We start from the raw sequence: 18,208 nt of genomic DNA, 5'->3' as shown, positions 1-18,208 counted from the left end.
GTGTTCAGAATCGTCAGTATCCGCACGATCATGCAATTCGCCGCAGCGTTGCGACCGCTTTGCATGGTTCCAATTCGTGTATTCATCTAGACGTCTTGCAAGCGTCACCGCAACGTCATGTTGCGTTCCTAGAATCCGTCTCGACGCTGAAAAGCTTTGACACGCGATTGTGAGGACACCATGGATGCAATTCACATTGAACGTCTGTGCAAGACGTTCAATAACGGCCGCAAGGCACTCGACTCCATCGACCTGAAAGTGGGCGAAGGAGAAATGATCGCGCTGATCGGTGCATCGGGTTCAGGGAAGTCCACGCTTTTGCGGCACATTGCCGGCTTTACAGCATCCGACCCCGCGCCCTCGCATGTCACGCTGCTCGGCCGGCCCATCCAGCAAAACGGCAAGGTCGCGCGCGAGGTTCGTCGAATTCGCCGGGATGTCGCGTTTGTCTTTCAGCAGTTCAATCTCGTGGGGCGTCTCACCGTGCGCACCAATGTGCTGCTCGGCGCGTTGTCGCGAGTCTCGTTGTGGCGGCGTCTTATCGGCCGGTTTCCGCGGGTGGAGCATGAGCTTGCGATGGCGTCGCTCAGCGCAATGGGTATTGGCGACCACATCAACGAGCGCGCCAGCACGTTGTCCGGCGGTCAGCAACAGCGCGCGGCGCTGGCGCGCGCGCTGGTGCAGCGGGCCCGTATTGTTCTCGCCGACGAACCCATTGCATCGCTGGACCCCGAGTCGTCGCGGCGTGTCATGGAACTGCTGCAGTCGCTGAACGAGGATCACGGCTTGACCGTGGTGGTGTCCTTGCATCAGATCGACGTGGCGATGAAATATTGCGCGCGTACCGTCGCGCTGCGCGACGGCCGCGTGGTCTACGACGGCCCGTCCGCCAGCCTCACGCCATCCCTTCTGCGCGACCTGTATGGTGCCGCAGCGGAAGAACTGCTGACCGACACGGAGAGCGCGCAGCGCGACGTGGCGAAGCAGGTCGAACGTGCCGTTGACCGTGCCGCGTCGCGCCCCGAAGGCGCGTCGGCACGCTCCGCCGCGTTCGCGTCGGCGTCTGCTGCCAGTTCCTGAACGCGTGCCCTCATTGTGCTTTTGAACACCCGCTTTGAACACCTTTAACCCTGGACCCATTCGATGAAATCAGCCCGTCTTCTTCTGGCCGGTGTGGCCCTTGCTGCCTGTTTTGTCACGCAGGTGGTGCGCGCCGAAACGCTCAACTTCGGCATTATCTCGACCGACAACTCGTCCGCGCTCAGGCAGCGCTGGCAGCCGCTGATCGACGACCTGAACAAGCAGACCGGCCTCGACGTCAAGCCGTTCTTCGCGACCGACTATGCCGGCATTATCGAAGCGATGCGGTTTAACAAGGTGCAGATCGGCTACTTCGGTAACGCCTCCGCTATCGAAGCCGTGGACCGCGGCAATGGTGAAGTGTTCGCGAAGGTGAAGTACAAAAGCGGCGAAGCGGGCTACTACTCGCTGCTGATCACGAACGTGAACAGCAAGTGGAAGACCGTCGATCAGGTGCTGAAAAACACGCACGACATCAACCTCGGTTTCGGCGATCCGAACTCGACCTCGGGCACGCTCGTGCCGTCGTATTACCTGTTCGCGAAGAACGGCATCTCGGTGCGCAATGACTTCAAGAGCGTGCTTCCTTCCAGCCATGAGGCGAACATGCTGGCTGTGGTGAACAACCGTGTCGACATCGCAACGAACAATACCGACATGGTCGAGACCCTGAGGCAAAATCATCCCGATTTGCTCAAGCAGGTGCGCGTATTGTGGAAGTCGCCGCTGATTCCGTCGGACCCGCTGGTATGGCGCCGTGACCTGCCGCAGGCGACGAAGGACAAGCTGCGCAATTTCTTCGATCACTACGCGCAAAGCGATCCGCGCGAGCAGGCGATCATGGCGGGGATCACGGGCCTGTCGGGCTTCGCGGATTCCACCGATGCGCAGCTTATCCCGATACGTCAAATGGCCTTGTTCCAGAAGAAGCAGCAGGTCCAGAACGACGAGCACATGTCCGACGCGGACAAGAAATCGCAGATCGCGGCGCTCGACCAGAAGCTCTCGCAACTGGATAGCGTGGCGGCGAAGTGAAGCACAACGCCGACGCCTATTCCCTCGACAGCGCGCAAGGTGGTGCGCTGCCACTGAAGCTCGAATTGCGGCAACCGAAGCGAAGCTGGTTGTCCATGTTCGGATGGTTGGTGGTGGTGGCCGTGCTCGGCTTGTCCTGGCATAGCGCCGACATGCGCCCGCTCGATCTCTTCAGCGACTCCGGCAACATGCTGCAATTCGGCAAGGACTTTTTTCCGCCGGATTTCTCTGACTGGCGCACCTATGTGCACGAGATGATCGTCACACTGGCCGTAGCGGTGTGGGGAACGGCGCTCGCGCTGGTATGCGCCGTGCCGTGCGGGCTGCTGTCGGCCTCCAACATCGCACCGATGTGGATCGTGCAGCCGGTGCGCCGCGCGATGGACGCATGCCGCGCAATCAACGAGATGGTCTTCGCGATGCTGTTTATCGTTGCGGTGGGACTCGGGCCGTTCGCGGGCGTGCTTGCGCTTTGGGTGCATACCACCGGCGTGCTGGCGAAGCTGTTCGCCGAAGCGGTGGAAGCGATCGATGCACGGCCGGCAGAAGGCGTGCGAGCAACCGGCGCAAGCAGTCTCGATGAAGTCCTTTACGGCGTGCTGCCGCAGGTCCTGCCATTGTGGATCTCGTATGCGTTGTACCGGTTCGAGTCGAACGTACGTTCGGCGATGGTGGTCGGCATGGTCGGCGCAGGCGGAATTGGCGTGGTGTTGTACGAAGCGATCCGCTCGTTCAACTATGCGCAGACCGCGGCCGTACTACTGATGGTGATCGTGATCGTGACGCTGATCGATCTGGCGTCCGCGTGGCTTCGTGAACGTGTGATCTGAAGGTGCTGGCCGCCGGTCAATGGTAATGGTCCGCCGGCCAGCAGTTCAAAGTTGCTGCTGACTGATTGCGGCCAGTAGCTGCTGGCCTGCTTCGGAAAGCAGACCCGAATTGTCGATGGTGATGAGCCGCGCCTGTTCGGGAAGCGACAAGACGGGGCGACGCGCAAGCCGCGCTTCCATCTGCCGCGAATCTTCGCGGCCGCGCCGCTCAAGCCGGGCGGCCAGGATCGTGGGGCTTGCATGAATCTGGACGAACTGTGTGAACGGGTAACGTTCCAGCGCAGCCGGTGCATGTTGGCGAGATCCGTTGACTACGACCGGCAAGCCGCGCGTGAGCCATGCATCGATCTCGACGCCGATGCCATAGTGCAGTCCGAGACTTTCCCAATGCATCGAGAAAACGCCGCTGGCCAGACGCGCGGCGAATTCCTCGCGGCTCAGGGCGACATGATTTTCACCATCTGAAACGGGGCGCGTGATGTAGCGATGCGCGAACATCACCTGCGCGCCAATGCGTTCACGAACGAAGCCGAGCAACGAGTCCTTGCCGGCGCCCGATGGCCCCATTACGTAGATCAGTCGACCGGTTTCCATGCTCATTCAAGGGCCTCGGAGTGGGCATTCGCGAAGGGCAGGCGCTGCCATAGAGTGAACGGAGCACCCGGGTTCGGTTGAACAAAAAGCGCTGCCTCGTGGAAGGGCAGCGGTCCGAGCGCTTCAGCGCGGGTTTGCCACAGCGAGACAATGGCCGCACGCACCGAAGCCGAATCGAGTGCATCGGAGAGCGTCATGTGGAAGCGGAATTCATCGAGCACGTACGGGTAGCCCCATTCATGCAACAGGGTTCGCTGCCGCTCGCTTAAGCCTGACGCCAGGCGCCGTTCGGCATCTTCCTCCGAGGGACGCGCACGCAGCGAGGCGAGGGTGTACAACGCGCTGGCAGCCACCCGGCGGATGGATTCGTCGTCATCCGGCCGCGCGGCTCGCAACGCGACAAAGCGGCCCATCTCGACGGCGGAGAGCGGGGCATCGAACCGGCTGATGTGACTGGCCCATTCGCGAGCCTCCGATAAAACCTGCTGCGGCGTAACACCTTCGGCGGTATGAAAAGGCGCGACAAGCGTTCCGTGCCAGCCATAACGTCGCGGTGAGCCGGTCAGCGCGGCAACGGTCTGCCCGAGTGCGGTAATGGCAGGTTCCTCGGGTGTTTCGGTCGAACGTCCAGTTTCGGCATTGCGGCCAAGCCATTCGCAGCCCGCGCGCCACCATGTGGAAGACGCCGGCGGTGCGTAGTAAAGCGCGATGCGCGCGTCGGGTGTCCAGGCATTCAAGACGGTGTCGTTCGCTTCGCCGCTCATACGCCGTCCTCGACCAGCAATTGCACCCGGTCGGCGGCAAAGTGGGTAATACCGTATTTGATGGGCACACCGGCTTCGTCGACGTCTACGCTTTCAACCCACATCACCGGTTGCGCACGGTTGATCTGCAAACGCCGCGCGACGTCCGAGCTAGGCAGGATGCAGCCGATACGGCTCCATTTACGCGTGTAATCCACCACGCCGAATTCAGCCAGCGCCGCGCTGACCCCTTGTACGCCGGCAAGCACGCCGGGCAGGTCGGCGAAGCGCATGGCAGGGAACCAGCTACGCGCATAGGTCAGCGGCACGTCGTCGGAATCGTGACGTGTCTCGATCTGGTACACGAACGTCCCTGCGCGGATGGAAAGCGCTTTCGCGGTAACCGGATCAGCCTTCACCTTTTCGCTGGAAAGGACCACGCCCACCGATGCCTGGTTGTTACGCCGCAGGTTTTCAGTGAAGCGCGTGCGACGCCCGATCTGGTAGTCAATCGCACCCGGTTGCACGAATGTGCCCCGGCCCTGCTCGACGCTCACCAGCCCCGTGGCGGCCAGCCGCAGCATCGCCCGGCGCACCGTGTGCCGGTTGACGTCGAAACGTCTGGCGAGTTCAGCCTCGCTGGGCAGGCGGCCATCTTCGCCGAAGCTGTTCGCCGTGATCTCCGCCGAAAGAATCTGTTCGATCTGACGCCATACCGCGACGCCCGCGCCGCGTTCCACGGCCAGGCCCGGCGTGCCAGTTTCGTTAGATGTCATGTCGCTGTCATTCCTGTCGGTTTGAATATCGTTTTCGGCATTGTAGTGCGCCGCCGATGGCGAAAATGTGAAAGCAGGGCGCTAGCGAATAATTTTCATCCGGTTGCACAAACGTCTAGACGACCGGATGACTATTCTAGTAGCGTTCAGGCTGGACAGAACGATGAAATCACGGACGCGGCTTGGGGCACCATCGCGCCCTTTATTGACGAGGTATGACCATGAGTACATCTGCGCAGACGCCCGCGCATCCCGCACCACCCGCGCCACCCGGTCCCGCGACGCGGCGGGAGTGGTTGGCCATCCTGGCGCGTACGCCGCGAGCCTGCATGAAAGACGCGCTTGATACGGCACTGGATGGCGTGTCGCCGCCTGAGTTCGACTGGTTGCGCGCACCCGATATCGGCCTTGCGATGGTGCGCGGACGGGTTGGTGGCAGCGGAGACGCGTTCAATCTGGGTGAAGTGACCGTGACACGCGCGACGCTTCGGTTGCGGGTTCGCGAGGGACGTGCGGCAGTGGGTATCGCCGTGCACATGGGGCGGGACAAGGAGCGGGCGACACTCGCCGCGCTCGCTGACGCGCTCCTGCAGACACCTGCTTTCGAAGCCCGGATGCATGAGCACGTGCTGGCGCCGCTCGCTGCGCGCATCGCGGAAAACCGGGCGCAAAAACAGGCCCGCGCCGCGGGTACCAAGGTGGAATTCTTTACGATGGTGAGGGGCGACTGATGTTACCTGACAAGCTTTCAAGCAACTTTCGGGGTGTGGACGCTGCGGATACCGCGGGTATCGTGGGTATCGACCTCGCGACCCTGACCCCCGGTTTCAACGATACCGTCCACGATTCGCAGGGTGTGTTCCGCGCATTGCTCGACGCGCTGTCCCGGCCCGGCAAGATGGTCTCGATCGACGCCGTATTGCCCGGCCTGGATCAGGACGGCAGCACGGCCGCGACCCACGTGCCCATGGCCGCGTTCGCTGCGCTGCTGGCGCTGGCCGACTATTCGACGCCCGTGCTGCTGCAACATGAGCATCGCGGCCTGAGCGACGCGCTGCGTTTTCACACCGGCGCACCGTTGACGCACGATCACGCGCAAGCGGTTTTCGCCTACCTGCACGATGCGGGATCGATGCCGCCGATCGACGCATTTTCGCTCGGTGATCCTGAGACACCGGAGAACGCCGCCATGTTGTTCATCCGCGTGGACTCCCTCACGGACGGCACACCGATGACCTGGCGCGGCCCCGGTATCCGCGATACACAGGTCGTCCATATCAGCGGCATCCCTGATGCGTTCTGGCATGAACGTGCGCTGCTGGCGAGTCAGTTTCCTTGCGGTATCGACTGTTATTTCGTACACGGCGGATCGGTGATCGGCCTGCCGCGTACAACTCGCGTGGGGGTGGCCTGATGTACGTCGCAGTCAAAGGCGGAGAACGCGCGATCGAGCGTTCGTGGGACTTGCTCGCGGCCAACCGGCGCGGCGATGAAGCATTCAAGGAACTCAGCGTTGACCAGATTCGCGAGCAGCTTGGGTTGGCCGTCGCACGGGTGATGACCGAAGGCTCGGTCTACGATGAAGAGCTGGCCGCGCTCGCGATCAAGCAGGCCGCAGGGGATCTTGTGGAAGCCATTTTCCTGCTGCGGGCGTATCGCACGACGCTGCCGCGCTTCGGTTATACCGTGCCGCTCGACACGCAAGCCATGCTCGCGGAGCGGCGTATTTCGGCTGCGTTCAAGGACATTCCGGGCGGACAGATGCTCGGCGGAACGTACGATTACACCCAGCGTTTGCTCGATTTCAGCTTGCTCGCCGAAGGCGGCCCCCGCACGGCGAATGCCAGCGTCGCGAGCACGTCCGCAGCAAAGCAGGAAGCCATGCCGCGCGTGCTCGAGCTGCTCGACAAGGAAGGTTTGATCGAGCAGGAGAAGATGCATGCGGACGCGCCCGAACCTGGCGATCTCTCGCGTGAGCCCCTGATGTTCCCCGTTGCGCGCCCGGTGCGTTTGCAGAATCTCGCCCGTGCCGATGAGGGTTTCCTGCTCGCCGTCGGCTACGCCACGCAGCGCGGTTATGCGAACTCGCATCCGTTTGCCGGCGAGATTCGTTACGGCGAAGTCGCCGTCGAACTGGAGCTTGAAGAGCTGGGATTCGCGGTGGAGATCGGCGATATCGACATCACCGAGTGTCAGATGATCAACCAGTTCGCGGGCAGCGGCGATGTGCCGCCAACATTCACGCAAGGGTACGGCCTCGCATTTGGCCACTCGGAACGCAAGGCCATGGCGATGGCGCTGGTCGACCGCGCACTGCGCGCGCAAGAACTGGGTGAGACCGTTTCGTCGCCGACGCAAGACCCGGAATTCGTGCTCTATCACAGCGACAGCGTGGAAGCATCGGGCTTCGTTCAGCATCTGAAATTGCCGCATTACGTCGACTTCCAGTCTGAACTCGAATTACTGCGGCGTTTGCGTGCAGGCATCGAGAAAGAAGCGCAACGCGAAGCTCAAGAAGAGCATCAAGCGCAACCCGAGCCCAGCGAGGAGAACGCCGCATGAACGCGCGTATTGAAGAAAGTGCCATGGCTGAAGGCTATAACTTCGCCTACCTCGATGAACAAACGAAGCGCATGATCCGTCGCGCGCTCTTGAAAGCCGTGGCCGTACCGGGTCATCAAGTGCCGTTTGCATCGCGAGAAATGCCGCTGCCTTATGGCTGGGGAACGGGCGGCTTGCAGGTTACGTCCGCGATCATCGGACGCAGCGACACGCTGAAAGTGATCGACCAGGGTTCCGATGAAACCACCAACGCCGTGAATATCCGCCGCTTCTTCGCGCGCACGGCCGGTGTAGCGACCACCACGCGCACGGTGGAAGCGTCCATTATCCAGACCCGCCACCGGATTCCCGAAACGCCGCTGACCGAAGCGCAGATCCTTGTGTACCAGGTGCCGATGCCCGAGCCGCTGTTCCGGCTCGAACCTCGCGTCACCGAGTCCCGCAAGCTCCATGCGCTGGCGGACTACGGGTTGATCAACGTGAAGTACTACGAGGACATCGTGCAGCACGGCAGCATTGCGACGACCTACGATTACCCGGTGCTTGTGAACGATCGTTATCTCACTTCACCGTCGCCCATCCCCAAGTTCGATAACCCGAAGATGCACATGAACGCTGCGCTGCAACTGTTCGGCGCGGGCCGCGAACGCCGCATCTACGCGATTCCACCTTATACGAAGGTACGGAGCCTCGACTTCGAAGATCATCCGTTCACCATTCAGCATTGGGATCATGAGTGCGCTTTGTGCGGTTCGCGCGAGAGTTTCCTCGACGAAATGATTGTGGACGACGCGGGCGCGCGCATGTTCGTGTGTTCGGACAGCGACTACTGCCAGGAACGTCGCGCAGGTCAGGAACAGAAACAGGAGGACGCATGAATCTCGCGACACCCGCACTCCCTCTGCTCACCGGCCGCGGCCTCACGAAGCGTTATGACGGCCGCGGCGGCTGTGTCGATGTGGACATCGATATCTATCCGGGCGAAGTGCTTTGCATCGTCGGCGAATCCGGTTCAGGGAAATCGACATTGTTGAACGCGCTGGCGCTGCGAACGCCCGTGAACGATGGCGCGCTGCACTATAGAACCGTGGAGCATGAACTGCTCGATCTGTTCGCGTTACCCATGCCGCGCCGCCGGATGCTCGCGCGTACCGACTGGGGGTTTGTGCATCAGAATGCGCGCGACGGACTGCGTCATGGCGTGTCGGCCGGGGCGAATATCGGCGAGCCGTTGATGGCGAACGGGGCGCGCCACTATGGACGCCTTCGCGAAACAGCCTCTGACTGGATGAATCAGGTCGAGCTCGATGCCGCGCGTATTGACGAGCTGCCTTCCGCATTTTCAGGCGGCATGCAGCAGCGGCTTCAAATTGCGCGCAATCTTGTCACGAAGCCACGTCTCGTGTTCATGGACGAGCCCACAGCGGGACTGGATGTTTCGGTGCAGGCGCGGCTTCTGGACCTGCTGCGTACGCTAACCGCCAAGCTTCATCTCGCCGCCCTGATTGTCACGCATGATATTGGTGTGGCGCGTTTGCTCGCGCATCGCCTGATGGTGATGAAGGACGGCCGAGTGGTGGAGAGCGGACTGACCGACCAGGTGCTCGATGATCCGCAACATCCCTATACACAGACGTTGGTTGCGTCCGTGCTGCCAGTTTGAGGTACGAGAATGAATGCCAATGCCGATCTTTCCAATGAGCTTGCGTTTGCTGAACGCGCGTCGCTGATGCTGCGCGCGCGCGGGGTCGAGAAGACCTTTACGCTGCATCAGCAGGGTGGCGTGCGCATCGCTGCACTGGGCGGTGTGTCGCTCGATGTAGAACGAGGCGAGTGTGTCGTGTTGTCGGGACCTTCGGGTGCCGGCAAGAGTACGTTGCTGCGTTGCATGTACGGCAACTATCTGCTCACGCGTGGCACGGTTGCCATCCGCGACGACAGCCGATCATCGCAATACCTGTCGCTTTCGGATGCGTTGCCGCACGATGTAATTCGCCTGCGCCGTACTACCATGGGTTATGTGAGCCAGTTTTTGCGCGCTATCCCGCGCGTGTCGTCGCTTGATCTTGTCAGCGAACCCTTGATCTCGCGTGGCGTGCACGAAGAAGAAGCGCGGGTACGTGCCGGCACACTGCTTGAACGCCTCAACGTGGCGCGGCGTCTGTGGACGCTTGCACCGGCCACGTTCTCAGGCGGTGAACAACAACGCATCAATATCGCGCGGGGGCTGATTGCTGAACAGCCGTTGCTGCTGCTCGACGAACCCACTGCGTCGCTCGATGCCGAGAACCGGCAGGTGGTGGCGGATCTCATCGTGGAAGCGCGCGTTCGTGGCGCGGCAATCGTCGGCATTTTTCATGACGAGGACACGCGTGAACGTGTCGCCACTCGCGTGATCCAACTCAACGCGCCCGCCGCACAGGCGGCAACGGCTTCAACGACTACGGAAACCTTGCAGACATGCTGATCAAAAACGCGCGCATCGTCACTCGCGATGAAGAGTTCACAGGCGTACTACAGGTAGCCGGGGGCCGCATAATCGAGGTAGCGCCCGGCATGACCTCGGTTGCTGAAGCCGAGGACTGGGGCGGCGATTATCTGTTGCCTGGACTTGTCGAGCTGCATACCGACAACATCGAAAAGCATATCGCGCCGCGTCCGGGCGTGTTGTGGAATCACGACGCGGCCATCCTCGTGCACGATGCTCAAGTGGCAACTGCCGGCATCACGACAGTTTTCGATTCACTCGCGATTGGCTCGCGTGGGGGCGTGGGCGTACGCGGCAAGGAGATACAGACCAACTGCGCGCGCTCGATCGAGCGGCTGGCGGAGAGCGGCATGCTGCGCGTTGATCACTTCCTGCATCTGCGATGCGAAGTGGCGGCAGCGGACGTGCTCGACGTATTCGAGGGACTGGTTTCGCATCCGCTGTTGCGGCTCGTCTCCGTGATGGACCATACGCCCGGCCAGCGCCAATGGCACGATCCGGTCCAGTGGCGCCGGTATCAGGAGCGTCATGGCAAATGGACCGACGAACACGCAAGCACGGTGCTCAGTGAACTGACTGATGACCAGCATCGGTACGCGTGGGTTCATCGTAGCGAGATCGTTGCGCGGTGCAAGACGTTGGGCCTGCCGCTCGCGAGTCACGACGACACGTCCATCGAGCACGTGCTGGAAGCTGTGAATGACGGTATTGTCCTCGCCGAATTTCCGACGACGCTGGCCGCGGCGCAGGCGGCGAGGGATCATGGCATTGCGACGATCATGGGTGCGCCGAACGTCGTACGGGGCGGCTCGCATTCGGGCAACGTATCCGCGCTCGAGATGGCGCGAGCGGGATTGCTCGACATCTTGTCGTCGGACTATGTGCCGTCGAGTTTGCTCACCGCCACCTTCGAACTCGTCGATAAAGCCGGGTGGTCGCTGCCGCAGGCTATTCGCACGATATCGTCGGCGCCGGCCAAGGCGGCGGGTTTGTCGGATCGTGGCTCGATTGGCCTTGGCCTCAGGGCCGATTTTGTGCGGGTCGCAATGGCAGGTCGCTTGCCGGTGCCGCGCGCGACGTACCTCGAAGGCCGGCGTGTGGCGTGATTACCGGAAGAGGGTAGACGCGTTAATTACTGACTCTGAGTCTGACTATGCGCTCGTGCCTTTGACCATCTGGAAGCGGCTCGTTCGGGCAGCATGAAGGCGCGATCTTGGCGCCGCGGCCCGATTCGCGTCGTTGTTCCTGAACGCCGACGCGTGCTCGAAGCACAAGGCGCCAAGACACGCCGAACCCAAGCTTCATCGAAAAGCAATTGTCGACCCGGCACGCCTGAATCACACTCGCAGCCCTTCCAGCCGGGCGTTTTCTGCCAAGCATAGCGGTACAGCACCACGTCAAATAGCCTCTATACCGGCGCGAGCGGGCATCACTCCGTGCACGCGCCGGAGGCGCCTTGAACTGAGCGTTAACTAAAACAAAACCCCCGATTCAGAAATCACGACTTCGCGAAACGGGTAGACGGGTTCATAGTCGAAGTCATTGCTGACGCCGCCTATCTACCCCGCTGCCACGTACAACGAGAGACGCCATCGTGCCCGAAGCGACTGAAAGATTCGACGACTGGCTGGATAAGACGCAAGTTGTTCATGACGTGATTACCGCTTTCCCGCTGGCGGCCATGGCCGCTACGCTGAACCGGGAACCCGAGACGAAAAACGTGCCGCCGCTATGGCACTGGCTCTACTTTTTACCGATCGCGCCCTTATCTGAAACCGGCCCCGACGGCCACCCGAAACGCGGCGGTTTCCTGCCGCCCGTGCCGCTGCCGCGCCGGATGTGGGCGGGCGGACGCCTGACATTTCACGCGCCGCTAGTGGTTGGCGAAGAGGCGACGCGCACGTCGACCATTGTGAATATCGAGGACAAAACGGGCCGCACCGGGCGGCTCGTGTTCGTGACGGTGCAGCATGAAATTGAAGTGGACGGTACGCTCAAGATCGAGGAAGAGCACGACATTGTGTATCGCGACGAGCCCGCACCCGACGCCGTCAACGCGCCGAAGAAAGAACCGGCCAAAGCACCCGCCGACGAGACCTTCAGCCGCGAGATACCGACCGGCCCCGTCCTGCTGTTCCGTTACTCGGCGCTGACTTTCAACAGTCACCGGATTCATTACGATCACCCTTACGTTACGCAGGAAGAGGGGTATCCGGGGTTGATCGTGCACGGCCCGTTGATCGCCACCATGCTCGTGGATCTCGTGCGCCGCGAGTTGCCCGATGCGAATATCGCAAGCTTCGCTTTCCGCGCGCTGCGCCCGACCTTTGCGCCCAATCCATTTACCGTGTGCGGCAAACGATCGGATGACGGCCGAACCGTCGAGTTATGGGCGAAAGACCACGACGGTTACCTGACGATGCGCGCCACCGCGACGCTCGCCTGAATCTAAAAAAGTCCCTATGCAGACCACTCACTCCGATCAGTTCCAGGACATTCGCGAAGCTGTTCGCGACCTGTGCCAGCAATTTTCCGGCGACTATTTTCGGAAGATCGATGAAGCGCGCGGTTATCCGGAAACCTTCGTTGATGCATTGACGAAAGCCGGTTGGCTCGCCGCGCTGATTCCGCAGGAATACGGCGGTTCGGGACTGGGCCTGACGGAAGCGTCGGTGATCATGGAGGAGATCAATCGGGCTGGCGGCAATTCTGGCGCATGCCATGGTCAGATGTACAACATGGGCACGTTGCTGCGGCATGGCTCGGCGCAACAGAAAGAACGCTACTTGCCGCAGATCGCGAGCGGCGACTTGCGCCTCCAGTCGATGGGCGTCACCGAACCGACCACCGGCACGGACACGACGAAGATCAGGACCACCGCGGAACGCCGCGGCGACCGTTACGTCATCAACGGCCAGAAGGTATGGATCTCGCGGGTGCAGCATTCCGACTTGATGATCCTGCTGGCCCGCACGACGCCGCTCGCCGATGTAAAACGCAAGTCGGAAGGCATGTCTATTTTCATCGTGGACCTGCGTGAGGCGATCGGCCACGGCATGACCGTGCAGCCGATCCTGAACATGGTCAACCACGAGACCAACGAACTCTTCTTCGACAACCTGGAGATCCCCGCTGAAAACCTGATCGGGGAGGAAGGGCAAGGGTTCAAGTACATTCTCGACGGCCTCAACGCGGAGCGTACGTTGATTGCGGCGGAATGTATTGGCGACGGCTACTGGTTCGTCGACAAGGTGACGGCCTATGCGAAAGAACGCATCGTATTCGGACGGCCTATTGGGCAGAACCAGGGCGTGCAGTTTCCCATCGCGCGCTCGTTCGTTAACGTGGAAGCGGCAAGCTTGATGCGTTTTGAAGCGGCGCGTCGTTTCGATGCTCACGAACCCTGCGGCGCGCAAGCCAACATGGCGAAGTTGCTGGCGGCGGACGCGTCGTGGGAAGCAGCCAACGCGTGCCTGCAATTTCACGGTGGTTTCGGGTTCGCCTGTGAATACGACGTTGAACGCAAGTTCCGCGAGACGCGGTTGTATCAGGTCGCGCCCATCTCCACCAACTTGATCCTTTCGTATGTCGCCGAACATATCCTCGGTTTGCCACGGTCATTCTGAATCATGAGACCACTCGACGGCATCAAGGTCATTACGCTTGAACACGCAATTGCTGCGCCGTTCTGTACGCGTCAACTCGCGGATCTGGGCGCACGCGTGATCAAGATCGAGCGGCCAGGAACGGGTGATTTTGCGCGCGGTTATGATGAACGCGTGGATGGGCTCGCGTCGCATTTCGTGTGGACGAACCGCTCGAAGGAAAGCCTGTCACTCGATGTCAAGCAACCGGAAGCCGCGAAGATTCTCGATACGTTGGTAGCGAATGCTGACGTGCTGGTGCAAAACCTTGCGCCGGGTGCGGCGGACCGGCTCGGTCTCGGCTACGACAGGTTGAGAAAGAAATACCCGAAGCTGATTGTTTGCGACATCTCGGGCTACGGCGCCGACGGTCCGTATCGTGACAAGAAGGCGTATGACCTGCTGATCCAGAGCGAATCGGGATTCCTGTCGATTACCGGATCGCCCGGCGAGCCCGCGAAAGCGGGCTGCTCGATCGCTGATATTGCCGCCGGCATGTATGCGTATTCGAACATCCTGAGTGCGCTGATCTTGCGCGGACGCACGGGCAAAGGTTGCCGCATCGACGTGTCGATGCTCGAAAGCATGGTCGAATGGATGGGTTATCCGTTGTACTACGCAATTGGTGACCAGAGTCCGCCTGCGTTATCCGGCGCGTCGCACGCGACGATCTACCCGTACGGCCCGTTCCTGGCCGGCGACGGCAAGACGGTCATGCTGGGTTTGCAGAACGAACGTGAATGGAAAGTGTTTTGCGAACGCGTGCTTGAACAGCCGTCGCTGGCCACCGATCCGCGCTTTGACGCGAATTCGAAACGCTCGGCATCACGCAGTATCTTGCGCGAACTGATTATCGCTGCGTTCAGCACACTGACCGCGGCCGAGGTCCTGCAACGGCTCGACGCCGCGGGCATTGCCAACGCGCAGATGAATACGCTGGCCGATGTCTGGGCGCATCCGCAACTCAAGTCGCGCGATCGCTGGCGCGAAGTCGGCACATCGGCAGGACCGATTCCCGCGTTGCTGCCGCCGGGCATGCCTAACGGGTTCATGCCGCGCATGGACCCGGTTCCGGCGCTGGGCGAACACACGGACGCCATCCTGCGTGAACTCGGCTACGAAGCCTCGCAGATCCAGGCGTTGCGCGAAGCCGGCACCCTCTAAACCTTTCAGGCGATCACCATGATGACCGATCATCCCAGCCGCACGCTCGCGACCTTCGCGGCATCGCTTCAGTTCGACGATATTCCGCAGCACGTCGTGGAGCGCACGGTGAACCTGTATGTCGACTGGCTCGGGTCGGCGCTGGGCGGCAAGGGCGCGCGGCCGGTCGAAAGCATCGCATTGTTCGCAAGCATGGCGGGCGCGGCGAACGGCAACGGCCAGTCGGAAGTGCTGATCGACCGCACGCGCGCGACGCCGTATTTCGCCGCGATGGTGAACGCGGCCGCCTCACATTTCGTGGAACAGGACGACGTGCATAACGGCTCCGTGTTTCATCCGGCGACGGTCGTATTTCCCGTCGCGCTGGCGTTGGCGCAGGCCGCGCACGCGTCGGGCCGGGACTTTATCGTGGCGGTGGTGGCCGGGTACGAGGTGGGGATTCGTATCGGCGAATTTCTTGGGCGCTCGCACTACAAGGTCTTTCATACGACCGGGACGGCCGGAACCGTGGCGGCGGCTGCCACGGCGGGACGGACGCTAGGTTTAACGCCGGTGCAGATGCTCGACGCGTTTGGTTCGGCCGGTACGCAGGCCAGCGGGCTGTGGGAGTTCTTACGCGACGCCGCCGATTCCAAACAGCTTCACACGGCCATGGCGGCCGCCAACGGCCTGATGGGGGCTGCTCTTGCCGCCGACGGCTTCAAGGGCGCCACGCGCATCCTGGAGGGCGAGAAGGGCATGGCGGCAGGCATGTCCACGGACGCCGACCCGTCTCGCCTCACCGACCGCCTGGGCGAACGCTGGGCGCTGACCGAAACCTCGTTCAAGTACCACGCTGCTTGCCGCCACACGCATCCCGCTGCCGATGCGTTGCTCGCGGTAATGGCGGAGCATGGTCTCAAGCCGCAAGACATCGAGCGTGTGACGGCGCGGGTGCATCAGGGGGCAATCGATGTGCTGGGCGCCGTGACCGTGCCCACGACGGTTCATCAGGCGAAGTTCAACATGGGTACGGTGCTGGCGCTCGTCGCTTATCACGGTTATGCGGGCGTGACGGAGTTCGAGGAAGGCTACGCCGCTACAAAGGTCGCCGCTTTTCGCGACAAGGTAGAAATGGTCTTCGACGAAGAAGTTGACCTTGCCTATCCCGCCCGCTGGATAGGCAAGGTGACGGTCCACACGCGCGATGGCCGCGAACTGACGGGGCGGGTCGATGAACCGAAGGGAGACCCCGGCAACACGCTCTCACGCGAAGAGATCACCATGAAGTTTCGACGACTTGCCGCCTTTTCGGGCGCGGCGTCGGACGAAGACGCATCGCGTTTGCTCGACGCCGCGTGGGGCATTGCATCGGAGACACGCATCGGTTCGCTCTTTGAAACGGATGTGCGGGCATGAGCGAGCGTTCTTATCTGTTCGTCCCGGGCAACCGTTCCGAACGTTTCGAAAAGGCCCGCGCGAGCGGCGCCGACGCCGTGATCTTCGATCTGGAAGATGCGGTCCAGCCGCAAGAAAAGTCATCCGCTCTTGATGCAGTGCTCGGGCACATGGACGCAGCCCGTCCCGCTTTCGTACGGATCAATGCAGCGGATACCGAGTGGTTTGCCAACGATGCAGCGGTGATCGCGAATCATCCGGGTGTGGCGGGTATCGTGTTGCCGAAGGCTGAAACGTGCGAGCAGATAGAGACGGTGCTGGCGCATGCGCATGCGTCGCTGACCATTCTGCCAATCGTGGAAACCGCGCGGGGATTCGCAAACCTCACGCTGCTATGCGGGGCTCCGAGGGTACAGCGCATCGTGTTCGGCACGCTGGATTTCCAGATCGACTTGAACGTGGAGGGCGACGGCGAGGAACTCGATATGTTCCGCTCGCAGATCGTGCTCGCGTCGCGGCTGGCCGGCTTGGCCATGCCGGTCGATGGTGTCTCGACCGTGCTGGACGACCCTGTCGCCATTGAGGCTGAAGCACGGCGTGGCCGTCGTTTTGGTTACGGCGCGAAGCTCTGTATTCATCCGAAGCAGATCGACGCCGTGCATCGCGCCTATGCATGGACGGCTGCGGAGCTGGCCTGGGCCGGGCGTGTGCTGGAGGCGGTGGAAGCAAGCGGCGGTGCGGCGGTGGCTGTGGACGGGAAGATGGTCGATATGCCGGTGATCCTGAAAGCACGGCGAATGGTGGGCGCGCGCTGAACAACGTTTGGAAAAGGCGTACGGCGCTTTGACAGTTTCAAGGCTTCAACTCTGACAGAGCGCGCGGCGCGGTGGAATTCAGCATTGTTGAAGATGCGCTTCATGGTCCATTAAGATTGCGGTTTCGGTTCATTCCCGCCACCGCTATCTGCCACCCCAAGCCGCCACCGACATGCATTTCGATTTCGTCGATCTGACGCTCATTGTCAATCTGGCCGACACCAGGAACCTCGCACGAGCCGCCGAGCGCTGCCATATCTCGCCTCCCGCGGCGAGCAACCGTATCAAGAACCTTGAAGAGCAACTGGGTTTCAAGCTGCTGTACCGGACCAGCCAAGGCATGACGCTGACGCCGGCGGGCGAGGCATTCGTGCATCACGCGCGCCTGGTGCAGGAGCGCGTGGAGCATCTGGCCGGTGACATGCAGGAGTATGGCGAGGGCATCAAGGGGCATGTACGCATCTGGGCCAACACCACCGCGATCAGCGAATTCCTGCCTTCGGTACTGAGCGCTTTCCTGCGCGATCATCCAGATATCAATATCGACCTGCGCGAAGTGCTGAGCGGCGAGATCGTCAAGGGCGTGGCGGAGAGTGCGACGGACATAGGTATCGTGGCGGGCAATGTGCGCGCCGATCACCTGGAGATGTTGCCGTATCGCGATGACCGGCTGGTGCTGGTGACGTCGCTGGATCATCCGCTGGCGGCTGAGGAATCGGTCGACTTCGCCCGCACGCTGAACGACAATTTCGTCGGACTGCCAACGACCAGCGCAATCCATGCGTTCATTGTCACTGCCGCGAACGCACTGGGCGCGCGCCTGAAACTGCGCATTCAGGTAGGCAATTTTGAAGCTGCATGCCGGATGATCGAACTGGGTGTTGGCATTGGCATCGTTCCCGAATCGGTGGCGAAACGCCACGGCAAGACCTTGAATATCCGCATGATCCGCCTCAACGACCCGTGGGCCGAACGTAAGCTCAAGATCTGCGTACGCAGCATGAAAGACCTGCCGCCGCTTGCACGGGTGTTGGTGGACCGGCTGACAAGCGCTGTGTGAGGCGGCGAGGGCCGTTGCTGGCCTTCATACAATGGATACC

19 protein-coding genes are annotated in these 18,208 nt (G+C 61.6%); 16 read left to right on the top strand and 3 right to left on the bottom strand.

What is annotated here, in order from left to right:
- Window positions 1–180 precede the first annotated feature (180 nt).
- The 3 genes from phnC (at window position 181) to phnE (ending at window position 2,945) form a co-directional block, all read left to right on the top strand.
- Complete coding sequence (phnC, locus tag ACSQ36_RS09905) at window positions 181–1,080, top strand: phosphonate ABC transporter ATP-binding protein (protein ID WP_436181784.1); 900 nt, start codon at window positions 181–183, stop codon at window positions 1,078–1,080.
- 63 nt (window positions 1,081–1,143) lie between these two features.
- Window positions 1,144–2,115, top strand: a complete 972-nt coding sequence (gene phnD, locus ACSQ36_RS09900; protein ID WP_213768431.1) for a phosphonate ABC transporter substrate-binding protein — start codon at window positions 1,144–1,146, stop codon at window positions 2,113–2,115.
- A 95-nt stretch (window positions 2,116–2,210) separates the two neighbouring features.
- Entirely contained in the window at window positions 2,211–2,945 is a 735-nt protein-coding gene (phnE, locus tag ACSQ36_RS09895; protein WP_436183144.1) for a phosphonate ABC transporter, permease protein PhnE, read from the top strand.
- Between the two features lie 45 nt (window positions 2,946–2,990).
- Here phnE and phnN read toward each other — a convergent pair whose 3' ends face one another.
- From phnN to phnF, 3 genes are read right to left on the bottom strand one after another with little or no spacing between them, the layout of a single operon-like run.
- Complete coding sequence (gene phnN, locus ACSQ36_RS09890) at window positions 2,991–3,545, bottom strand: phosphonate metabolism protein/1,5-bisphosphokinase (PRPP-forming) PhnN (RefSeq protein ID WP_213768432.1); 555 nt, start codon at window positions 3,543–3,545, stop codon at window positions 2,991–2,993.
- Entirely contained in the window at window positions 3,542–4,303 is a 762-nt protein-coding gene (locus ACSQ36_RS09885; RefSeq protein WP_436181783.1) for a DUF1045 domain-containing protein, read from the bottom strand. The genes phnN and ACSQ36_RS09885 overlap by 4 nt, the downstream gene beginning before the upstream one ends.
- Complete coding sequence (gene phnF, locus ACSQ36_RS09880; protein ID WP_213768434.1) at window positions 4,300–5,058, bottom strand: phosphonate metabolism transcriptional regulator PhnF; 759 nt, start codon at window positions 5,056–5,058, stop codon at window positions 4,300–4,302. Before phnF ends, ACSQ36_RS09885 begins: the two co-directional genes overlap by 4 nt.
- Window positions 5,059–5,279: 221 nt before the next feature.
- Here phnF and phnG point away from each other — a divergent pair, with 221 nt between their 5' ends.
- From phnG to ACSQ36_RS09815, 13 genes are all read left to right on the top strand, one after another.
- Window positions 5,280–5,789, top strand: coding sequence for a phosphonate C-P lyase system protein PhnG (gene phnG / locus ACSQ36_RS09875; protein WP_436181782.1), 510 nt, complete (start codon window positions 5,280–5,282; stop codon window positions 5,787–5,789).
- Window positions 5,789–6,472, top strand: coding sequence for a phosphonate C-P lyase system protein PhnH (phnH, locus tag ACSQ36_RS09870; RefSeq protein ID WP_436181781.1), 684 nt, complete (start codon window positions 5,789–5,791; stop codon window positions 6,470–6,472). Before phnG ends, phnH begins: the two co-directional genes overlap by 1 nt.
- Complete coding sequence (locus tag ACSQ36_RS09865) at window positions 6,472–7,620, top strand: carbon-phosphorus lyase complex subunit PhnI (RefSeq protein ID WP_436181780.1); 1,149 nt, start codon at window positions 6,472–6,474, stop codon at window positions 7,618–7,620. Before phnH ends, ACSQ36_RS09865 begins: the two co-directional genes overlap by 1 nt.
- On the top strand, window positions 7,617–8,498 hold the full coding sequence (locus ACSQ36_RS09860; protein WP_436181779.1) for an alpha-D-ribose 1-methylphosphonate 5-phosphate C-P-lyase PhnJ: 882 nt from the start codon (window positions 7,617–7,619) through the stop codon (window positions 8,496–8,498). Before ACSQ36_RS09865 ends, ACSQ36_RS09860 begins: the two co-directional genes overlap by 4 nt.
- Window positions 8,495–9,283, top strand: a complete 789-nt coding sequence (gene phnK / locus ACSQ36_RS09855) for a phosphonate C-P lyase system protein PhnK (protein ID WP_436181778.1) — start codon at window positions 8,495–8,497, stop codon at window positions 9,281–9,283. Before ACSQ36_RS09860 ends, phnK begins: the two co-directional genes overlap by 4 nt.
- 9 nt (window positions 9,284–9,292) lie before the next feature.
- Entirely contained in the window at window positions 9,293–10,087 is a 795-nt protein-coding gene (gene phnL / locus ACSQ36_RS09850) for a phosphonate C-P lyase system protein PhnL (RefSeq protein ID WP_436181777.1), read from the top strand.
- Complete coding sequence (locus ACSQ36_RS09845; RefSeq protein WP_436181776.1) at window positions 10,081–11,214, top strand: alpha-D-ribose 1-methylphosphonate 5-triphosphate diphosphatase; 1,134 nt, start codon at window positions 10,081–10,083, stop codon at window positions 11,212–11,214. The genes phnL and ACSQ36_RS09845 overlap by 7 nt, the downstream gene beginning before the upstream one ends.
- Before the next feature lie 488 nt (window positions 11,215–11,702).
- Window positions 11,703–12,554 carry an FAS1-like dehydratase domain-containing protein gene (locus tag ACSQ36_RS09840; RefSeq protein WP_436181775.1) on the top strand — a complete coding sequence of 284 codons (852 nt, stop codon included), beginning with the start codon at window positions 11,703–11,705 and terminating at the stop codon, window positions 12,552–12,554.
- Between the two features lie 16 nt (window positions 12,555–12,570).
- A complete protein-coding gene (locus ACSQ36_RS09835) occupies window positions 12,571–13,734 on the top strand; it encodes an acyl-CoA dehydrogenase family protein (RefSeq protein ID WP_436181774.1) in 1,164 nt (387 codons plus the stop codon).
- Between the two features lie 3 nt (window positions 13,735–13,737).
- On the top strand, window positions 13,738–14,916 hold the full coding sequence (locus ACSQ36_RS09830) for a CaiB/BaiF CoA transferase family protein (protein WP_436181773.1): 1,179 nt from the start codon (window positions 13,738–13,740) through the stop codon (window positions 14,914–14,916).
- 21 nt (window positions 14,917–14,937) lie between these two features.
- Window positions 14,938–16,314: an MmgE/PrpD family protein gene (locus tag ACSQ36_RS09825; protein ID WP_436183143.1), complete on the top strand. Its 1,377-nt coding sequence runs from the start codon at window positions 14,938–14,940 to the stop codon at window positions 16,312–16,314.
- Window positions 16,311–17,108 carry an HpcH/HpaI aldolase/citrate lyase family protein gene (locus ACSQ36_RS09820; RefSeq protein ID WP_436181772.1) on the top strand — a complete coding sequence of 266 codons (798 nt, stop codon included), beginning with the start codon at window positions 16,311–16,313 and terminating at the stop codon, window positions 17,106–17,108. The genes ACSQ36_RS09825 and ACSQ36_RS09820 overlap by 4 nt, the downstream gene beginning before the upstream one ends.
- A 172-nt stretch (window positions 17,109–17,280) precedes the next feature.
- Window positions 17,281–18,168 carry a LysR family transcriptional regulator gene (locus tag ACSQ36_RS09815; RefSeq protein ID WP_436181771.1) on the top strand — a complete coding sequence of 296 codons (888 nt, stop codon included), beginning with the start codon at window positions 17,281–17,283 and terminating at the stop codon, window positions 18,166–18,168.
- The last annotated feature ends 40 nt before the right edge of the window (window positions 18,169–18,208 follow it).

This window comes from Caballeronia sp. LjRoot34, from assembly GCF_964253815.1.
In the GTDB taxonomy this organism is placed as follows: Bacteria; Pseudomonadota; Gammaproteobacteria; order Burkholderiales; family Burkholderiaceae; genus Caballeronia.
Note: the sequence above shows the minus strand (reverse complement) of the source record. Positions and strands in the feature narration are given on the sequence as shown.

Bases quoted from the DNA above. Each gene is read 5' to 3' on its own strand.
- phnN (WP_213768432.1), bottom strand. From the start codon at position 3,545: ATGAGCATGGAAACCGGTCGACTGATCTACGTAATGGGGCCATCGGGC.
- ACSQ36_RS09825 (WP_436183143.1), top strand. From the start codon at position 14,938: ATGACCGATCATCCCAGCCGCACGCTCGCGACCTTCGCGGCATCGCTT.
- phnH (WP_436181781.1), top strand. From the start codon at position 5,789: ATGTTACCTGACAAGCTTTCAAGCAACTTTCGGGGTGTGGACGCTGCG.
- ACSQ36_RS09835 (WP_436181774.1), top strand. From the start codon at position 12,571: ATGCAGACCACTCACTCCGATCAGTTCCAGGACATTCGCGAAGCTGTT.
- phnG (WP_436181782.1), top strand. From the start codon at position 5,280: ATGAGTACATCTGCGCAGACGCCCGCGCATCCCGCACCACCCGCGCCA.
- phnD (WP_213768431.1), top strand. From the start codon at position 1,144: ATGAAATCAGCCCGTCTTCTTCTGGCCGGTGTGGCCCTTGCTGCCTGT.
- phnE (WP_436183144.1), top strand. From the start codon at position 2,211: ATGTTCGGATGGTTGGTGGTGGTGGCCGTGCTCGGCTTGTCCTGGCAT.
- ACSQ36_RS09845 (WP_436181776.1), top strand. From the start codon at position 10,081: ATGCTGATCAAAAACGCGCGCATCGTCACTCGCGATGAAGAGTTCACA.
- ACSQ36_RS09815 (WP_436181771.1), top strand. From the start codon at position 17,281: ATGCATTTCGATTTCGTCGATCTGACGCTCATTGTCAATCTGGCCGAC.
- phnL (WP_436181777.1), top strand. From the start codon at position 9,293: ATGAATGCCAATGCCGATCTTTCCAATGAGCTTGCGTTTGCTGAACGC.
- phnK (WP_436181778.1), top strand. From the start codon at position 8,495: ATGAATCTCGCGACACCCGCACTCCCTCTGCTCACCGGCCGCGGCCTC.
- ACSQ36_RS09865 (WP_436181780.1), top strand. From the start codon at position 6,472: ATGTACGTCGCAGTCAAAGGCGGAGAACGCGCGATCGAGCGTTCGTGG.
- phnF (WP_213768434.1), bottom strand. From the start codon at position 5,058: ATGACATCTAACGAAACTGGCACGCCGGGCCTGGCCGTGGAACGCGGC.
- ACSQ36_RS09885 (WP_436181783.1), bottom strand. From the start codon at position 4,303: ATGAGCGGCGAAGCGAACGACACCGTCTTGAATGCCTGGACACCCGAC.
- ACSQ36_RS09820 (WP_436181772.1), top strand. From the start codon at position 16,311: ATGAGCGAGCGTTCTTATCTGTTCGTCCCGGGCAACCGTTCCGAACGT.
- ACSQ36_RS09860 (WP_436181779.1), top strand. From the start codon at position 7,617: ATGAACGCGCGTATTGAAGAAAGTGCCATGGCTGAAGGCTATAACTTC.
- ACSQ36_RS09830 (WP_436181773.1), top strand. From the start codon at position 13,738: ATGAGACCACTCGACGGCATCAAGGTCATTACGCTTGAACACGCAATT.
- phnC (WP_436181784.1), top strand. From the start codon at position 181: ATGGATGCAATTCACATTGAACGTCTGTGCAAGACGTTCAATAACGGC.